The 15,092-nt window shown below is 65.0% G+C and carries 12 protein-coding genes and 1 tRNA gene; 9 read left to right on the top strand and 4 right to left on the bottom strand.

Annotated features, from left to right (window positions below; translation table 11 throughout):
* Positions 1-330 precede the first annotated feature (330 nt).
* The 6 genes from ABU113_RS10085 to ABU113_RS10110 all read left to right on the top strand — a co-directional run bounded on the left by ABU113_RS10085 (position 331) and on the right by ABU113_RS10110 (position 6,824).
* A complete protein-coding gene (locus tag ABU113_RS10085) occupies positions 331-1,206 on the top strand; it encodes a hypothetical protein (RefSeq protein ID WP_454559387.1) in 876 nt (291 codons plus the stop codon).
* Between the two features lie 80 nt (positions 1,207-1,286).
* Positions 1,287-1,472: a helix-turn-helix domain-containing protein gene (locus tag ABU113_RS10090; RefSeq protein ID WP_454559388.1), complete on the top strand. Its 186-nt coding sequence runs from the start codon at positions 1,287-1,289 to the stop codon at positions 1,470-1,472.
* On the top strand, positions 1,469-1,798 hold the full coding sequence (locus ABU113_RS10095) for a hypothetical protein (protein WP_454559389.1): 330 nt from the start codon (positions 1,469-1,471) through the stop codon (positions 1,796-1,798). The genes ABU113_RS10090 and ABU113_RS10095 overlap by 4 nt, the downstream gene beginning before the upstream one ends.
* The gene (locus ABU113_RS10100; protein ID WP_454559390.1) at positions 1,789-4,440 is read left to right on the top strand and encodes a DUF927 domain-containing protein; all 2,652 of its coding nucleotides are present in this window, start codon (positions 1,789-1,791) and stop codon (positions 4,438-4,440) included. Before ABU113_RS10095 ends, ABU113_RS10100 begins: the two co-directional genes overlap by 10 nt.
* 184 nt (positions 4,441-4,624) lie before the next feature.
* Positions 4,625-5,176, top strand: coding sequence for a recombinase family protein (locus ABU113_RS10105; RefSeq protein WP_454559391.1), 552 nt, complete (start codon positions 4,625-4,627; stop codon positions 5,174-5,176).
* Positions 5,177-5,747: 571 nt separating this feature from the next.
* Positions 5,748-6,824 carry an NAD(P)-dependent alcohol dehydrogenase gene (locus ABU113_RS10110; RefSeq protein ID WP_454559392.1) on the top strand — a complete coding sequence of 359 codons (1,077 nt, stop codon included), beginning with the start codon at positions 5,748-5,750 and terminating at the stop codon, positions 6,822-6,824.
* A gap of 79 nt (positions 6,825-6,903) precedes the next feature.
* Here ABU113_RS10110 and ahpF read toward each other — a convergent pair whose 3' ends face one another.
* From ahpF to ABU113_RS10130, 4 genes are all read right to left on the bottom strand, one after another.
* Positions 6,904-8,478 (bottom strand): alkyl hydroperoxide reductase subunit F, encoded by a 1,575-nt coding sequence (ahpF, locus tag ABU113_RS10115; protein ID WP_454559393.1) that lies wholly within the window; start codon positions 8,476-8,478, stop codon positions 6,904-6,906.
* A gap of 85 nt (positions 8,479-8,563) precedes the next feature.
* On the bottom strand, positions 8,564-9,127 hold the full coding sequence (gene ahpC / locus ABU113_RS10120; protein WP_454559394.1) for an alkyl hydroperoxide reductase subunit C: 564 nt from the start codon (positions 9,125-9,127) through the stop codon (positions 8,564-8,566).
* Positions 9,128-9,358: 231 nt separating this feature from the next.
* Complete coding sequence (locus tag ABU113_RS10125; protein ID WP_454559395.1) at positions 9,359-12,472, bottom strand: efflux RND transporter permease subunit; 3,114 nt, start codon at positions 12,470-12,472, stop codon at positions 9,359-9,361.
* Between the two features lie 47 nt (positions 12,473-12,519).
* Positions 12,520-13,662: an efflux RND transporter periplasmic adaptor subunit gene (locus tag ABU113_RS10130; protein WP_454559396.1), complete on the bottom strand. Its 1,143-nt coding sequence runs from the start codon at positions 13,660-13,662 to the stop codon at positions 12,520-12,522.
* A gap of 242 nt (positions 13,663-13,904) precedes the next feature.
* Between ABU113_RS10130 and ABU113_RS10135 the strand changes: the two genes are divergently transcribed.
* The 3 genes from ABU113_RS10135 (at position 13,905) to nusG (ending at position 14,972) form a co-directional block, all read left to right on the top strand.
* Positions 13,905-13,980, top strand: a tRNA-Trp gene (locus tag ABU113_RS10135).
* Between the two features lie 166 nt (positions 13,981-14,146).
* Positions 14,147-14,371: a preprotein translocase subunit SecE gene (secE, locus tag ABU113_RS10140; RefSeq protein ID WP_454559397.1), complete on the top strand. Its 225-nt coding sequence runs from the start codon at positions 14,147-14,149 to the stop codon at positions 14,369-14,371.
* A gap of 64 nt (positions 14,372-14,435) precedes the next feature.
* On the top strand, positions 14,436-14,972 hold the full coding sequence (gene nusG / locus ABU113_RS10145) for a transcription termination/antitermination protein NusG (RefSeq protein WP_454559398.1): 537 nt from the start codon (positions 14,436-14,438) through the stop codon (positions 14,970-14,972).
* Positions 14,973-15,092 lie beyond the last annotated feature (120 nt).

The raw sequence follows: 15,092 nt of genomic DNA on the forward strand, positions 1-15,092 counted from the left end.
TGCAAACTCCACCATAACGATGAACCCGGTGGCCACCAGCGACGCCGCATTCCGGGGTGGGGCATGCCCCACCCCGGAATACACCATCGCCTACACCGGAAATTACACCACGAGCGCGGACGCTAACACTATGTTTTGCAGGGGAACAATGGGAACATGGGAACAAGCTATCTCAAACAGACAGAAAGCCTTGTGTCCTGAGGTCGCCAGCCTGTTCCCAAGCCGTCTGGCCGGTCTGGGAACATGGGAACAGAATTGGCCGATCCCGATGCAGGAAAATCCGCGCGCGTGTGGCTACCCCCTGCCCCCTCCAGCCGGGGAGCGGCGGTAATGGCGGACGATTCCCAGCCTGATACGGAGGTCGGGCGGAAGCCTTGGGATGCTGATGATCCGGCAGAGACAGTGCGGCTGGCAATCGGTGTGCTGGCCAAGGGGCTTGGTGAATACGGCCTAGGGATGTCGGGCCAGTTGTCGGCAGCACAGTCGGCCGACGCGCTTGATGCTGCCAGCTCGCTCTTGGGCGGCATCGCGGCGGCGTTGCGGGAGCGGGCGGCAGAGGAACAGGCGGAAGCCGGTGACGACGCGCCAGAGCTGTTATCGCCCGCGATCCGGCAGGCATTCGCCAGGGGCTGCGCGCCTGCCTCGCCCGATGGGCTGGAAAGAGCAATCTGCGATTATCGCCTGGCGCACGTAGTCGTGCCGCAAATCGGCGCGCCACTGGTTGTTTGGGATGATCCTGCGGCGGGCACCCCTCCACCGTCCGCAGCCGTCCGCGCCGACATTGCGCGTGTTCTCAAGGCCGCCCAAGCATTGCGTGAGACCATGGCGGGCGTTTCAGGCGAGGCGCTTGGGCGAATTAGCGTCGTGGCCTACGAGGCCGGGAAGGGGGCGGGCTTTGCCAGCGCCGCATTCGATCTCACAGGCGAGTTGATAGGCCATGCCGAAGCGGCGCTGGACGAGTTGGGCGACAACGCCAGCCCTGGCCGCACAGTTTCCCCCAAGACACGACTGGCCCTGTGGCTGGGCGACTTTCTGGAGGACAGCGGGGTTCCGGTTGTGGTTGACGGCAGGCCCTCTGCCCAATGGGCTTTGGCCTATGATTTGGCGCTAGAGGCGGCTGGCGGTGGTCCCTGCCAACATGCCCGCAAGACGCTGCAAAACGCGATTGCCCTGCGCCGGAAGGAAAGAATGCCCCCAGCCGCCTAGGATTGTTCACACGCTCTTGTAGCGCCCAACACAACAGGATGTACATGAATGGCCCCCAGTGAAAACTGGGAGCCTATGAAATGAACGACACACTATCGGGCGCGCCTCTCGCCTATTCGATCAAAGAGGCCAGCCGCGCCACGTCGCTGGGGCGGACGCGGCTCTATCAGTTGATTGCCGCCGGGCGGCTGGAGGCCGTCAAGATCGGCAGCCGGACGTTGATCCCCGCCGATGCCCTGCGCAAGCTGCTGGCGGGCGACCGATGAACGGCGATAGCGGTGCCGTGCGATCCGGCAGGATTGACTTTGAGCGGGTCAATCGTTCGGCGTTGGCCCTCGCTGCGGCGATCGTGCGGGGCTTGCTGCCCGAAGGGCGGCTGGAGGGGCACGAATACGTTGCCCGCAACCCGCGCCGCCCTGACAAGCGGCTGGGCAGCTTCAAGGTCAATATCTCCACCGGGCGATGGGCGGACTTCGCCACGGGCGACGGCGGCGGCGATCTGGTGAGCCTTGCCGCCTTCGTTTCGGGCCTTCCCCAGCGCGAAGCCGCCATTCGGCTGGCGGAATCCATGGGGGTTTCCCCATGGGCGTGAACGACAGGCCGGATGATCCCTTTGCCAACGTCTCCAAGTCCATTGCCGCAGCTGACGACTCGCCAGCCGGGGATGTGCCAGAGACGAAACGCCCGGGCGCGCCCAAGCCCAAGGGCGACTGGGTGTCCCCGGTGCCCGCCGATGCGCCGGCCGCGCGGACCTCGCACAATCACCATGGCAAGCCCTCTGCATCTTGGGCCTATCGCGATGCGGCGGGCAGGACGATCCACTGGGTTTGCCGTTTCGACAAGCCGGACGGGTCCAAGGAAATCCTGCCGCAAACGCTGTGGCGTGAAGGCGGCCGGTTGGGCTGGCGCTGGGGTGCGCCGCCGGTCCCTCGCCCGCTCTACGGGCTGGACCGGCTGGCCTTGGCTCCAGCCGCGCCCGTGCTGATCGTGGAGGGCGAAAAGACAGCGGACGCGGCGACAGGTCTGTTTCCGGGGTTCGCGGTGGCGTCATGGTCCGGCGGGTCAAAGTCAGTCAGCAAAGCCGATTGGGCCGCGCTGGCGCGCCGCAGGGTGGCCATCCTGCCCGACGCCGACACGCCGGGGCGCGAGGCCGCGCAAGCCGTCCGCAAGGCCGCGCTGGCGGCTAGCGCAGAGGGGGCGGCTATTGTCCAGCTCCCCGCCTCGCTGCCAGCCGCATGGGATTGTGCCGATCCGTTCCCGCCGGGCTTCGCCCAATCGGACCTGCTGGGGTTGATCGGCGCGGCGCTGGAGGCCGCCAGCACCGGGCGGCTGAAAATGCCGCCGGGCTATACGCTCGATAACGATGGCCTCTATTGGCTGGAGCCGGGCAAGGATGGCGCGGACGCACGGGCTGTGCGGCTGTCCGATCCATTCGATATCATGGGCGAGGCGCGAGACGGCGATGGTGGCGATTGGGGCCTGTTGATTCGGTTCCGGGACCGCGACGGGGTGGAAAAGCGCAAGACCGTGAAGCGGGCGGCGCTGGCGTCCGATGCGGGCGCGGTGCGAGCCGAGCTTGCGGGAGCGGGAATGCTGATCCTCTCCGCGCCGGGCCAGAGAGATCGGTTCATTCGCTTCCTTCGGGAGGTGACGCATAGTGCTCGCCTCACCTTGGCGGAAAGGACCGGTTGGGTTGATACCAGCCGCTTTGTTCTGCCCCATGCAGTGATAGCGCCGCCTGGCGCGGAGCCGGTGCATTTCGACGGGGCGGCGTCTGCGCTGCACTATCGGGAAAAGGGCAGTCTGGACGGCTGGAAGCGCGCCCTGGCGGCGCTCGCACCGGGCAACAGCCGGCTCACCTTTGCCATATCTCTGGCCTTTGTCGGACCAATCATGCGCTGGCTCGATATGGAGGGCGGCGGCTTTCACTTTCGCGGGTCGTCCAGCACCGGCAAAACGTCGCTCGCCATGGCGGCTGGCAGTGTGTGGGGCGGGGGCGGCGCGCTGGGCTTCGCGTCGAGCTGGCGGGCAACTGGCAACGCCCTGGAGGGCGTCGCTCACGGTCATACCGAAACGCTGCTGATCCTTGACGAGCTGGCGCTTGTTGATCCCCAAGAGGCGGGCAATGCCGCCTACGCGCTCGCCAGCGGCCAAGGCAAGGCACGGGCCGGACAGACCGGGGCCTTGCGCCGCCGGGCAGAATGGCGGGTCATGGTGTGCAGCACCGGGGAAATCGGCCTTGCCGACCACATGAGAACCGCGAAGCGAGGCGAGCGGACGATGGCCGGGCAAGAGTTGCGCTTGCTCGATCTGCCGGCCGACGCTGGGGCCGGTTTCGGGGCATGGGAAGCGCTGCACAACATGGCCAGTCCAGCCGCCTTTTCCGATGCGATCAAGGCGGCCTGCGCCGCCCATTATGGCTATGCTGGGCCTGCCTTCGTGCGCGGCCTTGTTGCTGATCCTGCCCATTGGGAGCGTGAGGCCAAGCGGCTGGCCGAAGCGTTCGTGGGGAAGGCCAGGCAAGATGGGGATAGCGGGCAGGTGCATCGCGGTGCCTTGCGGTTCGCTGCCGTCGCGGCGGCTGGCGAGATGGCCATTGCGCTTGGCGTTGTGCCGTGGCGAGCTGGGGAGGCAGAGACGGCGGCGCTTGCTTGCTTCAATGCCTGGGCGGCAGGGTTTGGACGCGCTGGCCTGCGAGAGCATCGGCAGATTCTGGAGCGGGTGCGCAACGCCATACAATCCGGGCAGTCCCGCTTTGCCAGTGTGCCAAAGGCCAAGCGGCAATCGTTCTATGGCGACGATTCGGACGACAGTAACGGGGCGGCGAGCAATCGAGAGGGGGAAGCCCGCTCGCTTTCCACGTGGGGCTATCTGCACGACATTGAGCCGGGCAAGTCCTGCTATCTGTTCCACGATAGCGGCTGGAACGAAATCCTTGCCGGTTTCGCTCCGGCGGAAGCGGCAACGGTGCTGCAAGAACATGGGTTTCTGGTGCCCGGCGACGGCGGCCGGCTCAAGCGCAAGCAACGTGTCGGGAATCAAAGCCTGCGCTTATACACGGTGCGGGATACCATTCTGGAATGGGATGCAAGCGATCTGGCCAAAGCCGTCCCTTCGCCTGCCGACGCTCCAGCCGGGCCGGTAGACTGGCCAATGGATGGTCCAGCCGCGCCGGGTGCGGATGATTACGACTACGGCGGAGATCCCTTCGCCGATGATCTGGACGGCTGGTGATGGCCGTCCCGGATAGCCCGCCGCAATTCGATCTGTTCGAGGCGCTGTCCACTAAGGTGCACCCATAGGGAACGTGCACATACATCCTCAAAGATGTTCACTTAGGGTCAAAATGGAATTTAGTTGACACTTGCGAGAGAGGGTCTTAGACCTTAGTGCACACCGCGAACAGGGATGCACTTCAATGAGCATGATCGGATATGCCCGTGTGTCGACCGCGAGCCAGTCGACCGACATTCAGGTCGAGAAGCTGAAAGAGGCCGGTTGCAGCGTGATCCGTATGGAGAAGGTTTCCGGTCGCAGCCGCGAAGGTCGGAGTGAGCTGGAAACGGTAATGGACTTCATCCAAGCCGGCGACACTCTGGTCGTCGCCAAGCTCGACCGCCTCGGACGCTCTACTCGGGACGTGCTCAACCTGGTGCACGAACTGGAGCAGCGCGGAGCCGCCTTGCGCGTGCTCGAACCCGCCATCGATACCAATGGCCCTATGGGGAAGGTCGTGCTTACCGTCCTTGGCATGGTTTCAGAAATGGAGCTGGGCTTCATTCGCGAACGGCAGAAAGACGGTATTGAGAAGGCAAAGGCAGAAGGCCGTTACAATGGCCGGCCGGCAACGCTGGACGTTGGTGCAATTCAGAGCATGAAAGCTGGCGGGCTGGGCGCTACAGAGATCGCCCGCCGCCTGAACTGTTCGCGCAGCGCGGTCTACAAGATTTTGAATGCTACCCCTGCATAGGGGTGTTGGCCGCCAAACCTGCGTTGAGGGTGTAAGGCTGTTCCCAAGTGTTTAGGCCGGGAACAGCCTTCCTCATTCTCGGGAACACGGTTTCACTTATAAAACCAATACGTTGCCGGTTGTGTTCCCATTTTCCCGCTGTTCCCGACATTTGGAGAGCAACCCAACGACCTAGCGTGCCAGCCGAACCCGGATCGCTCTACAGGTGGGGTTGGTGCGGCAGCGCTGCCCATAGCTCCCAGTCTACCGTCACTCGAAACATTTGGGGGTATCTTTGGGGGTATGTACAAAAGGATGCGCGAGGGGAGTGGCTGAAATTAGCTATTATCATGGCGCTTTACGATTCCCATCACCTCCAGCCGCTTCCTTCCCCCCTGCCTGTGCGCCCGACCCGTTGGCCCACCGTGATCGTGACGACGACATGGGTGGCGGAGAATGTGGTGTGCTGCTTGACGTGGCGCAATCGGTCCGGCGAGCGACCGCGATAGGATGCCCTCATGAACGCCGGCCCTGAGCGCCTGCCCGCCCCGCCGGGCGGACGCGACGGCTGACGCCAAGGAAGGAGCTGCCCATGACCCGCATGATGAAGGCCGCCATCTTTGCCGAACCCGGCCGGATCGTGCTCGATGACAAGCCCGTGCCCGATGTCGGCCCGCTCGACGCGCTGGTTCGGATCACCACCACCACCATTTGCGGTACCGACGTGCACATCCTCAAGGGCGAGTATCCCGTGGCCCGGGGGTTGACCATTGGCCATGAGCCGGTGGGGGTGATCGAGAAGCTGGGGTCCGCCGTGGTCGGATATCAGGAAGGTCAGCGGGTGATCGCCGGCGCGATCACTCCCAGCGGCCACAGTGCCGCCTGCCTGTGTGGCTGTCACTCGCAGGACGGCGCGGGCACCCGCCACGGCTTCAAAGCCCTGGGCGGCTGGCGCTTCGGCAACACCATCGACGGGGCACAGGCGGAATATCTGCTGGTGCCCGACGCGATGACCAACCTGGCGCCGATTCCCGACGCACTGAGCGATGAGCAGGTGCTGATGTGCCCCGACATCATGTCCACCGGCTTTTCCGGCGCCGAGAGCGGGCAGGTGAAGATCGGCGACACCGTGGCCGTTTTCGCCCAGGGGCCGATCGGTCTTTGTGCCACTGCCGGCGCCCGGCTGATGGGCGCCACCCGTATCATCGTGGTCGATGCCGTACCGGCCCGGCTGGCCATCGCCAGGCAGATGGGCGCCGACGAGACGGTGGATTTCAGTCGTGTCGACGTGGTCGACGAGATCATGCGTCTGACAGACGGACGCGGTGTCGACGTCGCCATCGAGGCGTTGGGACGTCAGGCGACCTTCGAGGCAGCGCTGCGGGTGTTGCGGCCCGGCGGCACGCTGTCCTCGCTGGGCGTCTATTCCAGCGATCTGACCATCCCGCTCGATGCCTTCCGGGCGGGGCTGGGCGACAACAAGATCGTCACCACCCTGTGTCCTGGCGGCAAGGAGCGGATGCGCCGTCTGATGGCGGTGATCGCCGCCGAGCGTCTCGACACCCGCCCGCTGGTGACGCATCGCTTCAAGCTCGACGACATCGAGGTCGCCTACGACCTGTTCGCCCATCAGCGCGACGGCGTGTTGAAGATCGCCATCACACCGTGACGCCGCCGCCGCGCAAAACGACAACGGCGCCGACGCGGGCTTGCGTCGACGCCGTTGCGATCGCGGCGGCAGGAGGGGGTCAGGCCGCCGCGGCTTCCACCGGCGCCAGGCGGATCAGGTAATCGAAGGCCGACAGCGCCGCCTTCGAGCCTTCGCCCATGGCGATGATGATCTGCTTGTAGGGCACGGTCGTCGCGTCACCGGCGGCGAACACGCCCGGCAGCGAGGTCTGGCCCCTGGCGTCGATCTCGATCTCGCCACGCGGCGACAGCGCCAGCGTGCCTTTCAGCCACTCGGTGTTGGGCACCAGGCCGATCTGCACGAAGATGCCTTCCAGCTCGACCCGGTGCAGGCTGTCGTCGGTACGGTTCTTGTAGCTCAGCCCGGTCACCTTGCTGCCGTCGCCGTGCACCTCGGTGGTCAGCGCCGAGGTGATGACAGTGACGTTGGGCAGGCTGAACAGCTTGCGCTGCAGCACTGCGTCGGCGCGCAGCTGGGCGTCGAACTCGATCAGCGTGACGTGGGCGACGATGCCGGCAAGATCGATCGCCGCCTCGACACCGGAATTGCCGCCGCCGATCACCGCCACCCGCTTGCCCTTGAACAGCGGGCCATCGCAATGCGGGCAGTAGGCGACGCCCTTGTTGCGATACTCGTTCTCGCCCGGCACGTTCATCTGCCGCCAGCGCGCGCCAGTGGCCAGGATGACGCTCTTGGTCTTCAGCGAGGCGCCGCTTTCCAGCTTGACCTCGATCAGCCCGTCGGCGCCGGCCGGCACCAGCCCGCTGGCCTTCTGCAGGTTCATGATGTCGACGTCGTAATCCTTGACGTGCGTCTCCAGCGCCGTGGCGAGCTTCGGCCCTTCGGTGTGCGGCACCGAGATGAAGTTCTCGATCGCCATGGTGTCGAGCACCTGGCCGCCGAAGCGCTCGGCCGCCACGCCGGTGCGGATGCCCTTGCGCGCGGCATAGATCGCCGCGGCAGCGCCCGCCGGGCCACCGCCGACCACCAGTACGTCGAAGGCCTCCTTGGCCTTGATCTTCTCGGCGGCGCGCGCAACCGCGCCGGTGTCGATTTTCGCGAGAATTTCCTCGATGCCCATGCGGCCCTGCGCGAACGGCTCGCCGTTCAGCAGCACCGTCGGCACCGCCATCACCTTGCGCGCCTCGACCTCCGCCTGGAACAGCGCGCCATCGATGGCGACGTGGCGGATACGCGGGTTGATGCTGCTCATGGTGTTGAGCGCCTGCACCACGTCCGGGCAGTTCTGGCAGGACAGCGAGAAATAGGTCTCGAACAGATAGTCGCCGTCGAGCGCCTTGATCTGCTCGATGATTTCCGGCTCCACCTTGGGCGGGTGGCCGCCGACATGCAGCAGTGCGAGCACCAGCGAGGTGAATTCGTGGCCCAGCGGAATGCCGGCGAAGCGGACACCGATGTCGGTGCCGACGCGGTTGATCGCGAAGCTGGGCTTGCGGGCGTCGTCGTCGCGACGGGCGACGGACACCTTGTCCGATTGGGCGGCGATATCCTCCAGCAGGCCGAACAGCTCCTGGGACTTGGCGCTGTCGTCGAGCGAGGCCACCAGCTCGATGGGCTGCCGCAGATGGCCCAGATAGGCCTTCAGTTGGTCCTTCAGACTAGCGTCCAGCATGATACGCTCCAATCGGTACAGAATTTCGGGGGGCGAGACCGCCGCCGGGGCCAGGCCCGGCGGCGGATGCCCTTGATGGTCAGGCTTAGATCTTGCCAACCAGGTCGAGCGACGGCGCCAGGGTCTTGTCGCCTTCTTCCCACTTGGCCGGGCAGACTTCGCCCGGGTGGCTCGCCCAGTACTGCGCGGCCTTCACCTTGCGCAGCAGCTCGGTGGCGTTGCGGCCAACGCCTTCCGGGGTGATCTCGACGATCTGGATCACGCCGTTGGGGTCAACCACGAAGGTGCCGCGGTCGGCAAGGCCGACGCCGGCGCGCAGGATCTCGAAGTTGTTCGAGAGGTTGTGGTTCTGGTCGCCGAGCATGAAGTACTTGATCTTGCCGATGGCCGGCGAGGTGTCGTGCCAGGCCTTGTGGCAGAAATGGGTGTCGGTCGACACGCCGTAGATCTCGACGCCCAGCTTCTGGAACTCGGCGTAGTTGTCGGCGAGGTCTTCCAGCTCGGTCGGGCAGACGAAGGTGAAGTCGGCCGGGTAGAAGAAGAAGATCGACCACTTGCCCTTCACGTCGGCGTCGGTGACGTCGAGGAACTTGCCTTCCTTGAAGGCGGTCGCTTTGAACGGCTTAATTTCGGTATTGATCAAGGACATCGTTATCTCCTGGCCTTGGGTTGAACGCAGGGTCTCTCTAGCGGCTTGACGCTTGTTAAAGAAATTGATTTTTACGCCTATATACAGCGGTAAAATCGATTAGTTGCATCGGGCCGCGCAACGCCGCGCTGCTGCGCGCCTCCCGCTCGTGGTGGAGGCGCGCGGCGATGGCAAGCCACCCCGACACTGCGACGTTCGGTCGCAGTGTCGGGGCGGTGCGTGACTTGGGTTTTATTCCGCCGGGTTGGCGGCCGGCCGGCCGGCACCCACGGTCGCGGTGCGTGGCCGGTGATCGGCGGCGAGATAGGAATATACCACCGGCACGATAAACAGGGTGAACAGGGTGCCGATGGTCATGCCGCTGGCAATGACCAGGCCCATGGAAAACCGGCTGACCGCGCCGGCGCCGCCGGCCAGCAGCAGTGGCATCACGCCCGCCACCATGGCGGCGGTCGTCATGAGGATCGGCCGCAGGCGGATGGCGGCCGCCTCGACGATCGCGGCCCGCTTCTCCAGCCCGCGGGTTGCTTGCAGTTCGTTGGCGAAGGACACCATCAGGATGCCGTGTTTGGAGATCAGGCCCGCCAGAGTCAGCAGGCCGATCTGCGTGTAGATATTGATCGAGAAGCCGCTTGGCTGCGTCGGCCAGATACTGCCGATGTTGAGCACGAACAGGGCGCCGCACACCGACATCGGTACCGAAACCAGCACGATGATCGGGTCCCGGAAGCTTTCATACTGCGCTGCCAGTACCAGGAAGATGATGATGAGCGCGAAAACGAACGCTGTGGCCAGCGTCGCGCCCTCCTGCTTGAACTGGCGGCTTTCGCCCGCATAGTCGTAGGTGAAGCCCTCCGGCAGCATGGTCTTGGCCTTGGTTTCCAGGAACTCCAGCACCTCGCCCTGGGTGCGGCCGGGGAAGGGGACACCCGACAGGGTGGCGGAATTGAGCTGCTGGAAGGTCTTGAGGCCGTTGGGCTGGATCGAACGGCTGACGGTGACGAACGTCGACAGCGGGATCAGGTCGCCGCTGGCCGCGCGCACATAGTAGCTGCCCAGCAGCTCGGCATTGACGCGATAGCTGCGCGGCACCTGCGGGATGACACGATAGCTGCGGCCCTCAAGGTCGAACAGATTGACGTAGTTGCCGCCCAGCAGCGTCGACAGCGTGTTGCCGATGTCGGCCATGCTGACGCCGAGCTGGTTGGCCTTGGCGCGGTCAATGCGGATGTCGACCTGCGGCTTGTCAAAGCGCAGGTCGATGTCGGAGAAGATGAACAGCCCGCTCTTGTCGGCTTCAGCCTGCAACTGGTCCACCACCTTGGAGAGCGTGTCGTAACTCTCCAGCGTCTGGATGACGAACTGTACCGGCATGCCGCCACCGCCCGGCGTCGGCAGGGACGGAACGTTGAACACCGATGCCTGGACACCGGGCAGCTCGCGCAGCTTCGCCTGAAGCTCGGGCACAATCTCCTTGGGGCCGCGATCGCGTTCTTCCCAGGGCTTGGTCAGGAAGCCGCCGAAGCCCTGGGCGCCGCCTACGCCATTGATCATGAAGGTGGCCTGATATTCCGGGAAGGTCTTGAAGATCGGATGAAACTGCTCGGCATAGGTGTCGAGATAGTCCAGCGTCACCGATTCCGGTGCTCGCCACAGCATGAACAGGAAGCCCTGATCCTCGTCGGGCGCCAGTTCCTTGCGGGTGGCGTCGTAGAACATCACGCATCCGCCCAGCACCACCGCGCCCAGCACCAGCAGGGTGCGGCGGGCGCGCAGCGCCTGTTCCAGCACGCGGGCATAGCCGTCGTGCAATCGCTCGAAGCGTTCATCGAGCCAGCGGGCGAAACTGCCCTGGCTCGCCTGGCCGGCGTGGGGGCGCAGGATCCTGGCGCACATCATCGGCGACAGTGTCAGGGCGACGATGCCGGAGATGATCACCGCCGCCGCCAGCGTGAAGGCGAACTCCTGGAACAGAATGCCGGTCAGGCCGGAAACGAAGCCGATTGGCGCATAGACCGCGGCCAGCGTGACGGTCATGCCGATCACCGGCAGGGCGATCTCGCGGGCGCCCTGCAGGGCCGCCTTGTAGGGCGTCATCCCCTCCTCGATGTGGCGGGAGATGTTCTCGACGACGACGATGGCGTCGTCGACGACGAGGCCAATGGCTAGCACCAACGCCAGCAATGTCAGCAGGTTGATGGAGTAGCCGAGCACTTGCAGCAGGAACAGCACGCCGATCAGCGACAGCGGGATGGTGACGATCGGAATCAGCGTCGAGCGCACGTTGCCAAGGAACAGATAAACGATGACGATGACGATCAGCGCCGCTTCGGCGACGGTCTTCACCACCTCAAGAATCGCGCTGCGGATATACTCGGTGGCGTCGTAGTTGATCTCGATGTTGAGGCCCTTGGGGGCCTGCTGCTTCAGTTGCGCCACGACTTCCCGTACCTTGGGAATGACCGACAGCGCGTTGGAGGACGGCGTGTTCTGGATCTCGATGAACACCGCGCGCTCGCCGGTGGCGAACGCGGAGAAATCGTTGGACTCCGGCCCGAGGTCCAGTTCGGCGACGTCGCGCAGGCGCACCAGCGCGCCATCGCGCGATGCCACGACCAGTTGGGCGAACTCCTCGACACTCGCGAGGTCGGTCTTGGCGTCGATGGTCGCCTTGACGTACTGCCCCTTCATCTCGCCCGGCGCGGCGGTGAAGTTGTTGGCCTCCAGCGCCTGACGCACGTCGGTCGCCGTCACGCCCAGCGCCGCCATGCGGTCGGGCTTAAGCCACACACGCATGGAGAAGGTCTGGGCACCGAGAATATTGGCCTTGGCGACGCCATCGACCGTCTGCAGCGCCGGCTGCACCACCCGGGTCAGATAGTCGGTGATCTGGGCGGGGTTCAGCACCTTGCTGGAGAAGTCGATGTACATGATCCCGTTGCCCTCGCTGGACTCGCGGGTCACGGTGGGATCGAAGGCCTCGCGCGGCAGTTCGCTGCGCACCTGGTTGACCTTGGACATGGCGTCGGTCACGGCGCGATCGGCATCGGCGCCAAGGCGCAACTGGAGCGTGACTTCACTGAACCCCTGGCTGGACGACGAGCTGATGGTGTCCACGCCCTCGGTGCCGGCGACGGCCTGCTGGATCTTGGTGGTGATGAAGCTCTTGACCACCTCGGGGCTGGCACCCGTGTAAATGGTCTGGATGCGGATCTGCGAGTTCTCGACGAACGGGAACTGGCGGATCGACAGCGAGCTCAGTGCTTGCGCGCCCAGGAGCAGGATCAGCAGGCTAACGACGATCGACAGGACCGGGCGTCGAATGAACAGGTCGGTGAAGGTCACCGGGCTTCTCCTGGGGGCTTGGGCGCGAAGCCGCGCCCGGCTGGGCGTCAGTAGTTGGGCAGTTTGTCGGGGGTTGGCGTCAGCGGTATCCGGTTGCTGATCACCGCCTTGCCGCCGTCACGCAACTTGATCAGGCCGGCGGTGGCCACCAGCTCGCCGGCACGCAGACCGGACACGATGGCGACGCGACCGCCTTCGACCTCACCAGGTGTGACGGTGCGCCGTTCCACGGCATGGATCTGCCCGGCCGGTTTCTCCGACATCTGGTTGGCCAGCGGGGTCAGGACGAACACGGAGTCGCCGTAGAGGCTGTAGCTGATCGCGGTTTCCGGCACGGTGACCACGGACTCGACGCTTTGCCCGATGGCGGCGACATTGACGAACATGCCCGGCGTCAGCGCGCCATCCGGGTTGGGCAGAGTCGCCTGAACGCGGATGTTGCGGGTCGCCTCGTCGATGCGGGCGTCAATCGAGGTGATCGTGCCCCCGAACACCCGGCCGGGCGCGGCATCGGTGCGCGCCTCGATCTTCTGGCCGCCGCGCAGCGCGCGCAGCTTCTGCTCGGGCACGAAGAAGGTCACGTAGATCGGGTCCACCGCCTGCAAGGTGACGATGGCGGTGCCGGGGCTGACATATTGTCCGAGGTCTACCTGCCGGATGCCCAGCCGCCCGGCGAACGGCGCGCGGATGACCTTTTTCTGCAGGTCGGCGCGGGCGCGCTGCAGCTGTGCTTGCGCCTGATCGCGCGCGGCGATGGCATTGTCGACATTGGCCTGCGAAACGAAGCCCTTGCCCACCAGCGAGACGGCGCGGTCGAGATTCTGCTGGGCGTTCTTCAGGGTGGCCTGATACAGCCGGATGTCGGCTTCTTCCGACGTGGTGTCGAGGCGGAGGATGACCGCGCCCTTGGCCACGGCCTGGCCGGAGGCAAAAGCGATCTCGCGCACCACGCCACCGACTTCCGCCGCCACGTCGACGCCGTTGATCGCCTGCACCGAGCCGACTGCCGTAATGGCCGCGATGCGCTGTTCCGTGCGCGCGGCCTCGGCGCTGATCACCTCGGGTGGCTGTTCGGCGCCGCGGATGAACTTTTCCAGCAGCATGGGCTGGATGACGTAATTGTAGAGTCCCAGCAGGCCGAACAAGGCGGCGAGCACGATCAGGCCGATGTAGGACTTCCGCAGACGCATGGTGAGAGCCATCAATTGCAGGTGGGGGAGACGAAGAGACGCCGCGCCGGCGTGGCGCTGCACTGCAATAAAATTTCGCCGGTCGTCTGGCAACCCGGATTGCGCCCGCCGGTGACAGCGACAGGCGAACGTTCTGTGTCCGCCGCGCGCCCGGCCACGCGACGGTTTTCGCTTGCTCTCCTGCGGGCGCAATTCTATACGACGCGCCTTCGGACTCGCCGAAGGCATATGCCTGCGGTCGGAGGAGTGTAGCTCAGCTGGTAGAGCATCGGTCTCCAAAACCGAGGGCCGGGGGTTCGAGTCCCTCCACTCCTGCCATCCAATCTGATTGTGAAATCAATTGGTTGGCGGCGCGGGCGCGGCGGGCGAGTGCGGTTGGGACGGTCTGACGCCACGAAGTGAGGATGTGGCTGTTGGACTGTTTTGTTTTGCCTGAATCGTCCTTTGGGTGATTCGGGTGCGATTGATGCGGAGTGACGGCGCGATGGCGAGTGGCAGTGGGACGGAGGCCGGACGGCCGAAGGTCAGCCCTGGCGATTTCGTCCGCCAGGTGCGTCAGGAAACGCGCAAGGTTGCATGGCCGACCCGTCGGGAGACCATGGTGACCACCATCATGGTGTTCATCCTGACCACGGTGCTGGCGCTGTTTTTCCTGGGCGTTGACTGGGTGCTCGCGTCTATCGTCAAGTGGTTGGTTAATCTGGGTTAATTCGGTCAGGTGTCGCGGGGCATCCCGTGGCGTTCTAGCCAGAGCAGGACTTTCAAGGACCGAGATGACAGCGCGTTGGTACATCATTCACGCCTACTCCGGGTTCGAGAACAAGGTGCGTGACGCGATCAGGGCCGAGGCCGAGCGGCTCGGCCTGTCGGCACTCGTGCCGCAGGTGGAGGTGCCCACCGAGAAGGTGACGGAGGTGCGCCGTAACAAGAAGGTGGTGACGGACCGCACCTCCTTCCCCGGTTACGTGCTGGCCAAGATGGATATGACCGACGACGTCTATCACCTGGTGCGCAACACGCCCAAGGTGACCGGCTTCCTGGGGCCCAAGGGCAAGCCGCAGGCGATCAGCGAGGCCGAGGCCGCGCGCATCCTGCACATGCAGACCGCCGAGGCGGCGCCCAAGGCCAAGGCACGGGCCGAGTTCGAGATCGGCGATTCCGTGCGGGTGCTTGACGGTCCGTTCGCGTCGTTCAACGGCCTCGTGGAAGAGATCGATTTCGATCGCGCCAGGGTCAAGGTGTCGGTGTCGATCTTCGGTCGCGCCACCCCGGTCGAACTGGACTTCGAGCAGGTCGAGCGCGTCAAGTAAGAGCTTACCCGCCAGCCGCGCGGTTGGGCTGGCGGGCGAACGTGGGAGGCAGAGCCATCTGCCGTTATGAACCACGGCAACCGCACCTGCCGGCGGGGTTCGCCGGCGTGCAACGCCCAT

The sequence above is a fragment of the Parapedomonas caeni genome, assembly GCF_041060555.1.
GTDB lineage: Bacteria > Pseudomonadota > Alphaproteobacteria > Sphingomonadales > Sphingomonadaceae > CAUJIW01.

Excerpts from the sequence above, each read along its gene's own strand:
- ABU113_RS10130 (WP_454559396.1), bottom strand. The coding sequence starts at position 13,662 with ATGCGTCTGCGGAAGTCCTACATCGGCCTGATCGTGCTCGCCGCCTTG.
- ABU113_RS10100 (WP_454559390.1), top strand. The coding sequence starts at position 1,789 with ATGGGCGTGAACGACAGGCCGGATGATCCCTTTGCCAACGTCTCCAAG.
- ABU113_RS10090 (WP_454559388.1), top strand. The coding sequence starts at position 1,287 with ATGAACGACACACTATCGGGCGCGCCTCTCGCCTATTCGATCAAAGAG.
- ABU113_RS10110 (WP_454559392.1), top strand. The coding sequence starts at position 5,748 with ATGACCCGCATGATGAAGGCCGCCATCTTTGCCGAACCCGGCCGGATC.
- ABU113_RS10095 (WP_454559389.1), top strand. The coding sequence starts at position 1,469 with ATGAACGGCGATAGCGGTGCCGTGCGATCCGGCAGGATTGACTTTGAG.
- ABU113_RS10105 (WP_454559391.1), top strand. The coding sequence starts at position 4,625 with ATGAGCATGATCGGATATGCCCGTGTGTCGACCGCGAGCCAGTCGACC.
- ahpF (WP_454559393.1), bottom strand. The coding sequence starts at position 8,478 with ATGCTGGACGCTAGTCTGAAGGACCAACTGAAGGCCTATCTGGGCCAT.
- secE (WP_454559397.1), top strand. The coding sequence starts at position 14,147 with ATGGCGAGTGGCAGTGGGACGGAGGCCGGACGGCCGAAGGTCAGCCCT.
- ahpC (WP_454559394.1), bottom strand. The coding sequence starts at position 9,127 with ATGTCCTTGATCAATACCGAAATTAAGCCGTTCAAAGCGACCGCCTTC.
- nusG (WP_454559398.1), top strand. The coding sequence starts at position 14,436 with ATGACAGCGCGTTGGTACATCATTCACGCCTACTCCGGGTTCGAGAAC.
- ABU113_RS10085 (WP_454559387.1), top strand. The coding sequence starts at position 331 with ATGGCGGACGATTCCCAGCCTGATACGGAGGTCGGGCGGAAGCCTTGG.